General features: G+C 57.9%; 12 protein-coding genes and 1 tRNA gene. 2 read left to right on the forward strand and 11 right to left on the reverse strand.

Translation table 11 applies throughout. The features are described from left to right. Positions 1 to 196 precede the first annotated feature (196 nt). From ampE to TU81_RS22975, 3 genes are all read right to left on the reverse strand, one after another. A complete protein-coding gene (gene ampE / locus TU81_RS22965; RefSeq protein ID WP_038978914.1) occupies positions 197 to 1,033 on the reverse strand; it encodes a regulatory signaling modulator protein AmpE in 837 nt (278 codons plus the stop codon). Positions 1,034 to 1,035: 2 nt separating this feature from the next. Beyond that, complete coding sequence (gene ampD / locus TU81_RS22970) at positions 1,036 to 1,605, reverse strand: 1,6-anhydro-N-acetylmuramyl-L-alanine amidase AmpD (RefSeq protein WP_038978913.1); 570 nt, start codon at positions 1,603 to 1,605, stop codon at positions 1,036 to 1,038. A 64-nt stretch (positions 1,606 to 1,669) separates the two neighbouring features. Further along, positions 1,670 to 3,877, reverse strand: coding sequence for a DUF1631 domain-containing protein (locus tag TU81_RS22975; RefSeq protein WP_048396618.1), 2,208 nt, complete (start codon positions 3,875 to 3,877; stop codon positions 1,670 to 1,672). A gap of 364 nt (positions 3,878 to 4,241) precedes the next feature. On the opposite strand from TU81_RS22975, the gene nadC reads away from it, so the two are divergent. Further along, complete coding sequence (gene nadC / locus TU81_RS22980; RefSeq protein WP_048396619.1) at positions 4,242 to 5,090, forward strand: carboxylating nicotinate-nucleotide diphosphorylase; 849 nt, start codon at positions 4,242 to 4,244, stop codon at positions 5,088 to 5,090. A 50-nt stretch (positions 5,091 to 5,140) separates the two neighbouring features. Here nadC and TU81_RS22985 read toward each other — a convergent pair whose 3' ends face one another. Further along, positions 5,141 to 5,446, reverse strand: coding sequence for a DUF6388 family protein (locus TU81_RS22985; protein WP_030128074.1), 306 nt, complete (start codon positions 5,444 to 5,446; stop codon positions 5,141 to 5,143). A 284-nt stretch (positions 5,447 to 5,730) separates the two neighbouring features. Between TU81_RS22985 and TU81_RS22990 the strand changes: the two genes are divergently transcribed. Continuing rightward, the gene (locus tag TU81_RS22990) at positions 5,731 to 6,276 is read left to right on the forward strand and encodes a hypothetical protein (protein WP_048396621.1); all 546 of its coding nucleotides are present in this window, start codon (positions 5,731 to 5,733) and stop codon (positions 6,274 to 6,276) included. Between the two features lie 9 nt (positions 6,277 to 6,285). Here TU81_RS22990 and TU81_RS22995 read toward each other — a convergent pair. The 7 genes from TU81_RS22995 to nusA form a co-directional block, all read right to left on the reverse strand. After that, positions 6,286 to 6,361: transfer RNA gene (locus tag TU81_RS22995), tRNA-Thr, on the reverse strand. A gap of 211 nt (positions 6,362 to 6,572) precedes the next feature. Next, a complete protein-coding gene (pnp, locus tag TU81_RS23000) occupies positions 6,573 to 8,678 on the reverse strand; it encodes a polyribonucleotide nucleotidyltransferase (protein ID WP_038978909.1) in 2,106 nt (701 codons plus the stop codon). A 195-nt stretch (positions 8,679 to 8,873) separates the two neighbouring features. Further along, positions 8,874 to 9,143, reverse strand: a complete 270-nt coding sequence (rpsO, locus tag TU81_RS23005) for a 30S ribosomal protein S15 (RefSeq protein ID WP_003177875.1) — start codon at positions 9,141 to 9,143, stop codon at positions 8,874 to 8,876. 142 nt (positions 9,144 to 9,285) lie between these two features. Then, a complete protein-coding gene (gene truB, locus TU81_RS23010; RefSeq protein ID WP_038978908.1) occupies positions 9,286 to 10,203 on the reverse strand; it encodes a tRNA pseudouridine(55) synthase TruB in 918 nt (305 codons plus the stop codon). 3 nt (positions 10,204 to 10,206) lie between these two features. Beyond that, complete coding sequence (rbfA, locus tag TU81_RS23015; protein WP_030128077.1) at positions 10,207 to 10,608, reverse strand: 30S ribosome-binding factor RbfA; 402 nt, start codon at positions 10,606 to 10,608, stop codon at positions 10,207 to 10,209. A gap of 159 nt (positions 10,609 to 10,767) precedes the next feature. Beyond that, positions 10,768 to 13,299 (reverse strand): translation initiation factor IF-2, encoded by a 2,532-nt coding sequence (gene infB / locus TU81_RS23020; RefSeq protein WP_038978907.1) that lies wholly within the window; start codon positions 13,297 to 13,299, stop codon positions 10,768 to 10,770. 27 nt (positions 13,300 to 13,326) lie between these two features. Next, entirely contained in the window at positions 13,327 to 14,808 is a 1,482-nt protein-coding gene (gene nusA, locus TU81_RS23025; RefSeq protein WP_007900474.1) for a transcription termination factor NusA, read from the reverse strand. Positions 14,809 to 14,813: the final 5 nt, after the last annotated feature.

The following is a 14,813-nucleotide window of genomic DNA, read 5'->3' on the forward strand; positions in this document are numbered from 1 at the left end:
AATTCTTATTTTTATGGCAGGCGCGCAGAGACAGCAGATAGCCACTATTGGCGCTATCTCTGTATAGCTTAAATCGGAGGAAGGTTTTGTAACTTAAGGTTAACGAAAAAGATCGCAGCCTTCGGCAGCTCCTACAGATTCACACGATTCCTGTGGAGCTGCCGAAGGCTGCGATCTTTTTGATTCAAAGCAGAAATCAGGACAAAACAGTCCACAACGCAAACCCGGCATACCAAAGCACTGCCGCGCGCAGCAGCAGTTCCCAGATCCGGTCGAGGCTGTTGATGCCGTCCGGCCCGACCACCGGCGCCGGAATTTCACCGGCCACCAACCCGACCTTCTCGATCAGTTGGGCGGCGCTGATGTTCCAGTTCAGTAGCTCGTGCAGCATCACCCGGCCGACTGCGACAAAGTTGCCGACCAGCGCAAAACTTGCCGCCAGCAGTCGCACCGGTACCCAATCGAACGCATGACGCAGCTGTGCTGCTCGCTCGACCACGGCCGGGTTCTGCCCGTGCTCCTCGGCCAGCGCCAGCAGTCGATAACTCAACGCAGCAACCGGGCCCAGCAGGAAGTACCAGAAGATCACCGCGAAAAAGCTCTGATAGGCCTGCCACAGCAGATGCCCTTCAACTCGCTCCAGCAGTTGCTCGCCGCTGTCCGCGCAAATATTCAGGTCGCGCTTGGCCACATGGGCGGCGGCTTGCAGGTCTTCCCGGCGCCAGGCATCGCGGAACGGCCCGAGGTCGGCCAGCAGATCACCACGGCCCAGACTGTAAATCACCACCAGCAGGTGCACCGGTAACGCCAGCAAACCGTAGGCTACCGGCTCCAGCACCACCAACAGCAAACCCAACAGCGCCACCGGCAACAACACCAGCACCACCAGTATCAGCCACGGACGGTTTGTCATGCGTGGGTTGGCTTCAAGCTTGTGCAGCTCACGCACCCAACCGCCATCACGTTGAACCCGATGGCGAAGGGCCGAGAATTTCTCGATCCACACCGCCAACAGCAGCACCAGAAAACTCATTGTTACTCCTTTTTTTCCAGAGCAGCTTTTGCCAGAGCCACGCGATAGCGTGCCCAGTCAAATGCCGGTCCCGGATCAGTCTTGCGCCCGGGTGCGATGTCGCTATGCCCGCAGATGCGTTGCGCGGTGATACCCGTGAAGGCGCTTTGCAGCTGTCGCGTCAGGTCCGTCAACACTTGATATTGGGCGTCGGTGAACGGCAGATCATCCGTGCCTTCAAGCTCGATGCCCACGGAAAAATCGTTACAGGTTTCCCGTCCTTCGAAACACGAGACGCCAGCGTGCCAGGCACGCTCAAGACAAGAGACAAACTGAGTGACGGTGCCGTCACGTTCAATCAGAAAATGCGCAGACACCCGCAGGTCGGCTATTCCTGCAAAGTAGGGATGTTCCGTGACATCCAGACGATTCTGGAAAAACTCCTGCACCTTGCCGGTCAGAAACTGCGCTGGCGGCAAACTGATGTTGTGGATCACCAGCAGGGAAATTTCGCCCTCGGGGCGCGCATTGAAGTTGGGCGAGGGGCATATGCGCACGCCCTGACACCAACCGCTCGCGGGGTCCAACTGCATACAGGTTCCTTCAACGACGACTGTGTTGGTGCCCAGTATGCCGCGATAGACCCTCGGCGCGCGATCACTTGCCGTGATTGAGACGCCGCAGGTTGCCCAGCACCGACTCCAGCGCCCGGTCGAACAGCAAGGTGTCGTCCAGCGTTCGCACCGCGCCACGCCGGAACTCCAGGGCCAGACCGGTACGGCTGTGCTCCAGCACTTTCATCCCGGTACGGTTGACGAAGATGTATTTGTCGGTGGCTTCAATGATCGCCGCCAGCTTGCAGCGCAGGGTGTTTTCCTCGTCTTCCTGAAACTCGACCCAGCAGCCCAGGTGCAACTGATCGACCTGAAGCAGAGCAACATCGTCCTCCGGCAAACGCATCGATGCCGTTTCGACCGGACCTTCGTCAGCGGTGCGAAGCACGACTTGCTGCTGCACGTCGACCATCATCAGTGCGTCAACGACCGTGTTTTTCCGGCCTGGCCGTTCGAACAGCTGAACGTGCAAGGCTTCCAGCTCACTGAAAAACTCACTGGTGGCGAATGGGTCGAATGCCGAGCTGCTCAACCCATCGCGCAACGACTTGAGCAACCCCGGCACCAGCGACAACAAGCGCAGGCTCGCGTCAGGTTCGTCATGGTGCTGCACGCTCCAGATCAATTGCGCCATGGTCTGCACATCGGCGTGCCATTCGGCGGATTGATCACCGTGCTTGAGGCAGGTCAGCAACAACACCTTGCTCCAGGCTCCCTGGACAAACGCCACCACGCTGTGCGGCAGCACCTTGCCCACCAACGCCTGGTTCAGCGCCTGCTCGACGCGCTGACGCGCCAGTTCGGTCCTGGCGCGGCCTTCTTCGGCGTCACGGGTGCGTTGCTCGAGTAATTCGCTGCGACGGCGTTCGTCACTGGTGAAGGCAAGAAAATCCGCCAGCAATTCGGAAAAGATCGCCGGGTCATCGACAAAGTCGTTCAGCAAACGCTGCACCACTTGCTCGATGCGCAGGTACAGGCTGTCGCGCTCATGGTCATCGCACTCGCCCCAGCCCATGGCCGCAGCGGCGATTTCGTTGAGCAAACGCCGGGCGGGATGGCTGCTGCGGCTGAAAAAACTTTTGTCGAGCACCGCGACTTTCAGCATCGGAATCTGCAAACGGCCGATCAGCGCCTTCAGGGAGTCCGGCAGGTTACGGTCATCGAGGATGCATTCGAAGAGCATGGCGATCAGGTTGATCACGTCTTCGTCGGCCACCCCCACCACGCGCGACTTGCCGCTTTTGACGCTAACGCGGGTCAGCAGTTGTTCGAGCTGGTTACGCAGATCGAAATCGTCCTGAGCCGCCAGCGCCGGCACGTATTGCTGCAAGTGCGAGAGCAGGCGCAGCAGGTCGCGGGTTGAAATGGGCTGGGTCTGGGCACTGACTTCCAGGGTCGGCGCAACGCTGCCACGCACATGGAACAGCAACTCCTGCAATGCGGCGAAGACTTCCTGCACGTCCTCGTCGATCTGCGTATTGCCAGCCCGCACGCCTGTCTCAGCGGGGTCAGCACGAACACTCGCAGCCGCCCGATCGGTGGCACGCCGCGCCGGGGCGGGCTTGAGGTCCGGCAGCACGCCGGTGGCGATCAGCAGTTGATTGGCTTCGGCGTAAAGCTGATCAGCATTGCTGAGCACATAGCGCTCGAACAGCTTGAGGATGATCAGCTTGACCTTGATCTCCATGCCCAGGTTGCGCCCGGCCTGCAAGAAATACTCGCAGAGCAGCGTCGGCCCCAAGGGGTTGTGCTGCTCGACCAGCGTCTTGCTCAGCAGTGTGCTGAGCCGGGCGGTGAGCTGGTCGAGGGCGAAACCGTCGCGATTCAGCACTTTGCCGACCATGGCCTCCACCGCCACGTTGCGTTCCATGTCGTCGCTGGGCACCGACGTCGAGGCATCGAAAACCAATGTCCGGGGCAAGGCAGTTTGAGAAATGTCGTACTGCGCGAGGCTGACGAAGGCCTCGAAGAATTGCTCGAGAAATCCGCGCTCGATGCTTTTGCGCTTGAGGCGCAAATCGCGCATGGCCTCGAAGAAGATGTTTTGCTCGACATTGTTTCGGGCTCGGTCGGCCATTTCGAACAGGGTGTCGTCGGCGTTATCGAACAGCTCCTGCAAACCTTGCTTGAGCTGTTGAGCAGCCTTGTCGCGAACCTGAAGCAGAATCACGGGCAGGCGGGCGAGCGGCGAGTGAGTCGCCTGGTCGGTAGCGGCCTTGTGCAAAGGCACTACATTCCCGTCGTTGTGCATCCAAGCCTCCTGAAACGGTGATTCTTCGGTTCGGTTCGGTGAGAAAGATCGAGCACGCAGGCCACACAGCCGGCGCTCAACGGGGACAGTCGCCACCCGTTGTCATTCAATAATAAGGAATCCAGAGTTACGTCAAAGCTATGACGTCAAATGCAAGGCGAATTATCTGCAAAAGACTCTCCTTGTGCCAGCAGACTCTGCCCTTCCCCAAGAAATAGACGTTTATGAGGGCCCCTTGCTTAGCGACGGTTGCTCGCGCCAATCGACCAAATGCAGGTTGGCAAGCGATGGAATAGCCGTTGATGCCTTGGGTTGCCTCGCAGCATGGCCCTATAATCGGACCACTTTGTTTGTGGAGCCCGTTATGCCGAATCTACGTCTCGCCGATTTGACCGCCGAAATCGAAGCCAACGTGCGCCGTGCGTTGCTCGAGGACATCGGCAGCGGCGACATCACCGCGCAACTGATCCCGGCTGAACGCCTGGCCAAAGCCACCATCATCACTCGCGATGCCGCCGTCATTAGCGGCACCGCTTGGGTCGATGCCGTGTTTCGGCAGCTGGATCCGCGGGTTGCGGTGCACTGGCAGGTAGCCGATGGTGAACGGGTGAAACCCAATCAGGTGCTATTCCATCTCGAAGGCCCGGCACGCTCGCTGCTGACGGGTGAACGCAGCGCTCTTAATTTCCTGCAATTGCTGTCCGGCGTGGCCACTCGCGCGCAGTACCTGGCCGATTTCGTCGCCGAGACTCAGGTGAAGTTGCTCGACACCCGCAAAACCCTGCCGGGGCTGCGCCTGGCCCAGAAATACGCCGTGACTTGCGGCGGTTGCCATAACCACCGCATCGGCCTGTATGACGCCTTCCTGATCAAGGAAAACCATATCGCCGCCTGCGGTGGCATTCCTGAGGCTATCGCGGCCGCGCACAAGATCGCCCCGGGCAAACCGGTGGAGATTGAAGTGGAGAGTCTGGAGGAGCTGAAGGAAGCACTGGCGGCGGGTGCCGACATCATCATGCTCGATGAACTGAGCCTGGATGACATGCGTGAAGCCGTGCGCCTGAACGCCGGCAAGGCAAAACTGGAGGCCAGCGGTGGTATCAACGAAAGTACGTTGCTGCCAATCGCCGAAACCGGGGTGGATTATATTTCGATTGGTGCGATGACCAAGGATGTGAAGGCTGTGGATCTGTCGATGCGACTGAGTCTCTGATCACGCCTTTGATATAAAAAATGCCAGCCTGATGAAGGCTGGCATTTTTTTTAGACCACCAGATTGTTCATCTCGCAGTACTCTTCCCACTCGACGCCCAATACCTCGGCCGCCTCCTTGTGCAGCGCCAGGCGCGCGGCCTCGAACTCTTCGGGGGTTGTGGTGTATTTGAGCGTCAGTTCCCACGGCTGCAAGCCCTGAGCTTCCGCCTCATCCTCGAACGCCCACTGGATCTGGTCTTTCTGATCGTCGGCGGGCAAGTCCTTGATCTCTTCCAGCAACTGGGGCGCGTCCAGCACGTATTTTTTCAGGGCTTCTTCGTGTCTGGCTTCTTGGGTCAATTCTTTAACGGTCATGGCGTTCTCGCTGATCTGGGGAATGGAAGATGGATCTGGATCATCAAGGATCTCTCTGACGCAAAAAACCGTTTGAAGCCCGGTTTGTCTGGCCTTCAGAACCATTCGGGATCATCTGAAAACTGCTGGGCGATGCTCATGCAGACAACGAATATAGGACGTTTTGTCGATGAATTACACGGGTCTTTACATAAAAAACCACCTGAAAGAAGCCGTGGGAACATAAGTCGAAATCCCAAGTCATAGCGATGTGCCACATCGGCACTTCACAAGGAACCCCAGTGATGCGCATTTTTTCGAAGCTTTTGTCTACCCAGCTTGCCACCGCTACCCTCCTGCTTGGCAGTCTGACATTGGCCAGCGCGGCTCAAGCGGCTGTCGAAGTCACCTCTGACCCTTCGCTGTACTCCGACAAAATCTCCGCCCTCCACAATTCATTCGGCAAGGACACACTCGTCAGAACCAGCGTCAGCATCGATGACCTGGAAAACCTGCAAAAAACCGTGAAGGCCAACGCCAGCGAACTGGAAAGCCAGAAGCGCACCATCAGCGAGCAGGCCCGTCAGATCGAAGAACTCAAACGCAACAGCGGTTCCAGCTCAAACTCCAGCAGCAAAGAGATTGACGATCTCAAGCGCACGGTCAATGAGCAGGAGCGCGATCTGAACAACCTTGGCAAGCAAGTGGAAGAGCTAAAGCGCAACAACGGCTCCAGCTCAAGCTCGAACAGCAGCGAAATCTCCAGTCTCAAACGGGAGATCAGCGATCAGGATCGCGTGATGGATCAACTCAAGCGCACCGTCGAGGATCTGAGCAGAAAGGTGAAATGAAGAAGAGAATGGTGCCCGAGACAGGAATCGAACCTGCGACCTTCGCGTTACGAGTGCGCTGCTCTACCGGCTGAGCTACACGGGCTGTGGGCTAAACCTAGCACTGGCTTCGGGGTCCGGCAACTTGGCGCACCGCAAAATCAAAAGATCGCAGCCTTCGGCAGCTCCTACATTGGGCTTGTGTAGGAGCTGCCGAAGGCTGCGATCTTTTGATCTTTCTGCACATAAAAAAATGCCCCGCCGTTTTCACGGCGGGGCATTTTTATAACGTTGAAGCGGTCAGGCGAAGGGGGTGATTAAACGCCCGAAGCCTTGGCTGCTGCTACGTCTTTGATGGACAGCTTGATACGGCCGCGGTTGTCCACGTCCAGTACCAGTACTTCCACTTCCTGGCCTTCTTTCAGGATGTCGGTCACTTTCTCAACGCGAGCATCGCTCAGCATCGAGATGTGAACCAGACCGTCCTTGCCCGGCAGGATGTTGACGAATGCGCCGAAGTCGACGATGCGCTCAACCTTACCAACGTAGATCTTGCCGATTTCAGCTTCTGCGGTGATGCCCAGAACGCGCTGACGTGCCGCTTCAGCCGCTTCCTTGGTTTCGCCGAAGATCTTGATCGAACCGTCGTCTTCGATGTCGATCGAAGCCTTGGTTTCTTCACAGATCGCACGAATGGTCGCGCCGCCTTTACCGATGACATCACGGATTTTGTCGGTGTCGATTTTCATCGCGATCATGGTCGGAGCGTTTTCCGACAGCTCGGTACGGGACTGAGCAATGATCTGGTTCATCTGACCGAGGATGTTCTGGCGCGCTTCCAGGGCTTGGCCCAGAGCGATTTCCATGATTTCTTCGGTGATGCCTTTGATCTTGATGTCCATCTGCAGCGCGGTAACGCCTTTGGCAGTACCCGCTACTTTGAAGTCCATGTCGCCGAGGTGGTCTTCGTCACCCAGGATGTCGGTCAGGACGGCGAATTTCTCGCCTTCTTTAACCAGACCCATGGCGATGCCGGCAACCGGTGCCTTCATCGGAACGCCGGCATCCATCAGCGCCAGGGAAGCGCCGCAGACCGAAGCCATGGAGCTCGAACCGTTGGACTCGGTGATTTCCGACACAACACGGATGGTGTACGGGAACACGTCGGCAGCAGGCAGCATGGCCTGAATCGAACGACGGGCCAGACGGCCGTGACCGATTTCACGACGACCAGCGCCACCCATGCGACCACACTCACCTACCGAGAACGGAGGGAAGTTGTAGTGCAGCATGAACGGGTCTTTTTTCTCGCCTTCCAGGGTGTCCAGCAGTTGTGCGTCACGGGCGGTGCCCAGAGTGGCAACAACAAGAGCCTGGGTTTCGCCACGGGTGAACAGAGCCGAACCGTGAGTCTTTGGCAGGACACCGACTTCGATGTTCAGCGGACGTACAGTCTTGGTGTCGCGACCATCGATACGCGGCTTGCCGTTTACGATGTTTTCGCGAACGGTGCGGTATTCGATTTCGCCGAAAGCAGCTTTGACTTCAGCGGAAGTCGGCTGACCTTCTTCACCGGACAGGTTGGCAACCACCTGGTCTTTCAGTTCGCCCAGACGAGCGTAACGGTCGGCCTTGATGGTGATGGTGTAAGCCTGGGAGATCGCGTCGCCGAACTCGGCACGGATAGCGCCCAGCAGAGCGGTAGCTTCTGGTTGTGGAGCCCAGGCCCAAGTCGGCTTGGCAGCTTCGGCAGCCAGTTCTTTAACAGCGTTGATCACAACCTGGAATTCGTCTTGAGCAAACAGTACCGCGCCCAGCATCTGGTCTTCAGTCAGCTCTTTAGCTTCCGATTCAACCATCAGAACGGCATCCGAAGTACCGGCAACGACCATGTCCAGGCTCGAAGCTTTCAGTTGCTCGTAAGTCGGGTTCAGCAGGTAACCGGTGCTTTCATGGAACGCAACGCGGGCAGCGCCGATCGGGCCATCGAAAGGAATGCCGGAGATGGCCAGGGCAGCCGAGGTACCGATCATCGCAGCGATGTCCGGATCGGTCTTCTTGCTGGTGGAAACGACGGTGCAGACAACCTGCACTTCGTTCATGAAGCCTTCTGGGAACAGCGGACGGATCGGACGGTCGATCAGTCGGGAAGTCAGGGTTTCTTTCTCGGAAGGACGGCCTTCACGCTTGAAGAAACCGCCAGGGATCTTACCGGCAGCGTAAGTCTTTTCCTGGTAGTGAACGGACAGAGGGAAGAAGCCCTTGCCTGGATCGGCTTGTTTGGCACCAACGACGGTCACCAATACGCTGACGTCGTCGTCAACGGTGACCAATACTGCGCCGGAGGCCTGACGGGCGATACGGCCAGTCTCGAGGGTAACGGTCGACTGACCGAACTGGAATTTTTTGATTACCGGGTTCACGGTGTCCTACCTTCTTTTGTGGCTCTTGGGGAACTTGTCTTCTTGCGAAATTCTTGGGCAATGTCGGGAATCGGCCCAACACCTGTCCAGGGTAAAACGTGTATCCAGATAAAACTTGAGGCTGGGAGCCTGCCATGCGCCAGCGGGAAACCCACTGACGCACGACAGACAACCAACCTCTAGCGCAATCGCTTATTAGCGACGCAGACCCAGGCGACCGATCAGAGTCTGATAACGACCCAGATCCTTGCCTTTCAGGTAGTCCAGCAGCTTACGGCGCTGGTTTACCATGCGGATCAGGCCACGACGGGAGTGGTGATCTTTACCGTTGGCCTTGAAGTGACCTTGCAGCTTGTTGATGTTGTGGGTCAGCAGTGCAACTTGCACTTCTGGCGAACCAGTGTCACCAACAGCTTGCTGGTAGTCAGCTACGATTTGAGCTTTTTCTTGAACGTCGAGAGCCATGAGGCAATCCTTTTATCAGGAAACTGTTTCAAAGAAACAGCTTCAACAGGCCAGGGACAAATCCCTGTATCTATAAATGAGTAGTGACCATGCCTGTTAACAGCCACACTCGCCGGCCTGCTGTTACACAGGCCGGTTTCGGTCATTCTGACCGAATCAGTCGACGCGGCGCGATGCGCCCGTCTTCGCTCACTTCACCGATACCGATGAAGCGACCGTTGTGATCCTGTACCCGTACCATGCCGAACTTCGGTGCATCCGGGGCGCGTACCGGTTGGCCGTTAAGCCAGTAGAACGCGCTGTGCTCCGAAAAATGCAACAGTGGCCAGTCCAGCAGGCCGCTGTCCGATGGCATCAGGAAGCGGTCGACCGCCTCGTTGCCGCCTTCGGCATGTACCGCTTCCAACTCTTCAAGCGTGACAGTCTGCGCCAGCGTGAAAGGCCCGGCCTGGGTACGTCGCAATTCTGCAACGTAAGCGCCGCAACCGAGTTGCTCACCGATATCCTCCACCAGGGTGCGGATATAGGTGCCTTTGCTGCAATCCACCGCAAGCCGCGCAGTATCACCCTCAAAGGCCAGCAATTCCAAGCGCGCAATAGTAACAGAACGCGGTTCGCGCTCCACTACTTCGCCCGCACGGGCCAGCTTGTACAGCGGCTGGCCATCACGCTTGAGCGCCGAGTACATTGGCGGTATCTGACTGATTTGCCCACGAAAATTCGGCAGCACAGCTTCGATATCGGCGCGACCAACGGTCACCGGGCGTTCCAGCAAAACTTCACCTTCGGCATCGGCCGTGGTGGTGGTCTTGCCCAGTTGCGCCAGGGTTTCATAAGCCTTGTCGGAATCGAGCAGGTATTGCGAGAACTTGGTGGCCTCGCCGAAGCACAACGGCAGCACGCCGGTGGCCAGCGGGTCAAGACTGCCGGTGTGCCCGGCCTTCTCGGCGTTGAGCAACCAGCGGACCTTCTGCAATGCCGCGTTAGAGGTGAACCCCAGCGGCTTGTCGAGCAGGATGATGCCGCTGACGTTACGACGGATACGTTTGACCTGAGCCACCGATTACTCCTTGGCGTCTTCGGGTTCAGCCGCAACCGGGTGCTGATTGTCTTCAGCCACCGCACGCTCGATCAGGGCCGACAGATGCGCGCCACGCACGACGCTTTCGTCGTAATGGAAGTGCAACTGCGGAACGCTGCGCAACTTCATTTCGCGAGCCAACTGCATGCGCAGGAAACCGGCGGCGGAGTTGAGCACCTTGATGCTTTGCGCGATGTCTTCAGCGCTGTCCTGGCCCATCACGGTGATGAAGATCTTGGCGTGACCGACGTCACGGCTGACTTCAACAGCGGTAATGGTGACCAGGCCGACGCGCGGGTCTTTGACTTCACGACGGATCAGCTGTGCCAGCTCACGCTGCATCTGATCGCCGATACGTTGGGTACGGCTGTATTCTTTTGCCATGTCTTGTTACCTGTTACTGCCCCACGGTGAAACCCGAGGGGTCTGAAAGCGGCAAACGCCCGGCCTGACAAAAGCCAGACCGGGCGTTGCGTTTAGAGTCCGGACGTTGCGCCGCGCATCTGCATGCAGCGGCTCATCGTGGCCCTTGAAGTGCGCGAGTTAGAGGCTGCGAGCAACCTGAACCTTCTCGAAGACTTCGATCTTGTCGCCGACTTTGACGTCGTTGTAGCTCTTCACGCCGATACCGCATTCCATGCCGGCACGTACTTCGGAAGCGTCATCCTTGAAGCGGCGCAGGGATTCCAGCTCGCCTTCGAAGATAACGATGTCTTCACGCAGTACACGGATTGGACGGTTACGGTGAACAACACCTTCGATAACCATGCAACCGGCGATCGCGCCAAACTTCGGCGAACGGAACACGTCACGCACTTCAGCGGTACCCAGGATGTTCTCGCGAACATCGCTGCCCAGCATACCGGTGAGGGCTTTCTTGACGTCTTCGATGATGTCGTAGATCACGTTGTAGTAACGCATATCCAGACCTTCCTGCTCGACGATCTTGCGAGCGCCAGCATCGGCACGCACGTTGAAGCCGAACAGTACAGCGTTGGAGGCCAATGCCAGGTTGGCGTCGGATTCGGTGATACCACCGACACCGCCACCAACTACACGCACTTGCACTTCGTCGTTACCCAGGCCGTTCAAGGCACCGTTCAACGCTTCCAGCGAACCACGGACGTCGGATTTGAGGACGATGTTGAGCGTCTTCTTCTCTGCCTGGCCCATGTTTTCGAAGATGTTTTCCAGCTTGCCGGCGTGAGCACGGGCCAGCTTGACTTCGCGGAACTTGCCTTGACGGAACAGAGCCACTTCACGGGCTTTCTTCTCGTCGGACAGCACGCTCATCTCATCGCCAGCGTCCGGGGTACCGTCCAGGCCGAGGATCTCGACAGGGATGGAAGGACCGGCTTCTTTGATCGGCTTGCCGTTCTCGTCGAGCATGGCGCGAACGCGGCCATAGTTCGAACCGACCAGCACCATGTCGCCTTGGCGCAGGGTACCGTCTTGAACCAGAACGGTTGCAACCGGGCCACGACCTTTGTCGAGACGCGATTCAACCACGACGCCACGGCCAGGAGCCGAAGGGGTCGCTTTCAGTTCGAGAACTTCAGCTTGCAGCAGAACAGCTTCGAGCAACTCGTCCACGCCAGTACCGACTTTCGCCGAAACCGATACGAACGGGGTGTCGCCGCCCCACTCTTCCGAAGTCACGCCGTGAACCGACAGTTCGCTACGGATGCGATCGAGATCGGCGCCCGGCTTGTCGATTTTGTTCACAGCAACGACCAGTGGAACACCGGCAGCCTTGGCGTGCTGGACAGCTTCAATGGTCTGCGGCATTACGCCGTCGTCCGCTGCAACTACCAGGATCACGATGTCAGTTGCCTTGGCACCACGAGCACGCATGGCGGTAAACGCGGCGTGACCCGGGGTATCGAGGAAAGTGACCATGCCGCGATCAGTTTCAACGTGGTACGCACCGATGTGCTGGGTGATACCGCCGGCTTCGCCAGCAGCTACCTTGGCACGACGGATGTAGTCGAGCAGCGAGGTTTTACCGTGGTCAACGTGGCCCATTACGGTCACAACCGGTGCACGGGAGAACGTCTCACCTTCAAACTTCAGGGACTCAGCCAGGGAATCTTCCAGGGCGGTGTCGCTGACCAGGGTCACTTTGTGGCCCAGTTCTTCGGCTACCAGCTGAGCAGTTTCCTGATCAAGCACCTGGTTGATGGTCGCTGGAGTACCCAGTTTGAACATGAACTTGATGATTTCAGCAGCCTTGACCGACATCTGATTGGCGAGATCGCCAACGGTGATGGTCTCGCCAATCTGCACATCACGCACGACAGGGCCGGTTGGGCTCTGGAAACCGTGGGCGTTGCGTTTCTTCAGCTTGGCCTTGCCGCGACCACCACGACGGAAGCCATCGCTTTCTTCGTCGGTAGTACGTGGCGCAACACGTGGCGCAGGCGCTTTCTCTTTGACCGAAGCACGATGCGGAGCGTTTTTGCGCTCGCCATCGCCACCGCCGCTGCGACGATTGTTATCGTCGGCACGTGGTTTGTCCGGACGGCGCTGTTCGTTCTGCTTGTTGCGAACATCAGCAGACGGTGCTGGTGCAGCAGCCACAACCGGCGCGCTTTCACGCACGGGCTCGGCAACGGCAGCAGGCGCTGCAACAGCGTCGGTAGTACCGTTTTGCGCAGCAGCAGGCTGGCGACGCGCTTCTTCTTCGGCGCGACGCTTGGCTTCTTCTTCAGCCTTCTGACGTGCAGCATTTTCTACTGCGCGGCGTTCTTCCAGTTCGCGTTTGCGCTCGGCTTCGATTTCTTCCGGGCTGCGTTGTACGAAGACTTTCTTCTTGCGTACTTCAACGCTGATGCTCTTGCTACCAGCAACACGCAGGGTGCTGGTGGTTTTGCGCTGCAATGTAATCTTGCGCGGTTCTTCCACTTTCGCCTTGTGGCTGCTCTTCAAGTGAGTCAGCAAAGACTGCTTCTCACTATCGCTCACACCTTCATCGGCGGCGGTGTGCGGCAGACCTGCCTCACGCATCTGCTGCAACAGGCGCTCTACCGGTGTTTTGACCTCATCGGCCAGTTGTTTCACCGTGACTTGCGTCATGCACTTCTCTCCTCAGGCCGCGCCTAATTACTCGAACCAATGGGCTCGGGCGGCCATGATCAACTTGCCGGCACGATCATCGTCAATGCCGTCGATGTCGAGCAGGTCGTCAATAGACTGCTCGGCCAGGTCTTCGCGGGTAATTACGCCGCGCACCGCCAGTTCCATCGCCAAATCCTTGTCCATACCCTCAAGCGAGAGCAGGTCTTCGGCCGGATGGGCGTCTGCCAGCTTTTCCTCAGTAGCGATGGCTTTAGTCAACAAACGATCCTTGGCGCGAGCGCGAAGCTCGTTGACGGTTTCTTCGTCAAAGCCGTCGATGTTGAGCATTTCTTCCAACGGTACGTAGGCAATCTCTTCCAGGCTGGTAAAGCCTTCATCTACCAGCACCTGTGCCAGGTCTTCGTCGACTTCCAGCTCGTCGATGAAGTTGCGCAGGATGTCGCCGGTTTCTGCTTGCTGCTTAGCCTGGATGTCCGATTCGGTCATCACGTTCAGGGTCCAGCCAGTCAACTGGCTAGCCAGACGCACGTTCTGACCACCGCGACCGATGGCCTGAGCAAGATTGTCTGCGCCAACGGCGATGTCCATTGCATGGGCATCTTCGTCAACGATAATTGCCGCCACTTCAGCCGGCGACATTGCATTGATCACGAACTGAGCCGGGTTATCGTCCCACAGAACGATATCCACACGCTCACCGCCCAATTCGCCCGACACTGCCTGGACGCGCGAACCGCGCATACCGATGCAAGCGCCTTGCGGATCAATGCGTTTGTCCTTGGAGCGGACCGCGATCTTGGCGCGCGAACCCGGGTCGCGGGACGCAGCCATTACTTCGATCAGGCCTTCAGCGATTTCCGGCACTTCGATGCGGAACAACTCGATCAGCATTTCCGGCGCGGTACGCGACAGGATCAACTGAGGGCCGCGGTTCTCGGTGCGGATTTCCTTGAGCAGCGCACGCAGACGCACGCCAACCCGGAAGGTTTCGCGAGAAATGATGTCTTCACGGGCCAGCAACGCTTCAGCGTTATTGCCCAGATCGACGATCACGTTGTCGCGGGTGACTTTCTTCACGGTGCCGGAGATGATTTCTCCCAGGCGCTCGCGATAGGCGTCAACGACTTGAGCACGCTCGGCTTCGCGAACTTTCTGCACGATGACCTGCTTGGCGGTCTGTGCAGCAATGCGGCCGAACTCGATGGATTCGATCTTTTCTTCGACAACATCGCCGACCTTGGCACCAGGATGCGTTTCTGCAACCTTGCTCGGCCAGGTTTCGATGGCCGGATCGTCCAGGTCTGCTTCTTCGACGACCGTCCAGCGACGGAATGTCTCGTAAGCACCGGTGTGGCGATTGATTTCCACACGCAGATCGACTTCGTCCTCGAAACGCTTTTTGGTAGCAGTGGCCAGGGCCAGCTCCAGCGCTTCAAAAATTACGTTTGCCGGTACGCCCTTTTCATTGGATACCGACTCAACAACCAGCAGTACTTCTTTGCTCATCGTAC

Origin of the sequence: Pseudomonas lini (assembly GCF_001042905.1) — a bacterium.
Taxonomy (GTDB): Bacteria; Pseudomonadota; Gammaproteobacteria; order Pseudomonadales; family Pseudomonadaceae; genus Aquipseudomonas; species Aquipseudomonas lini.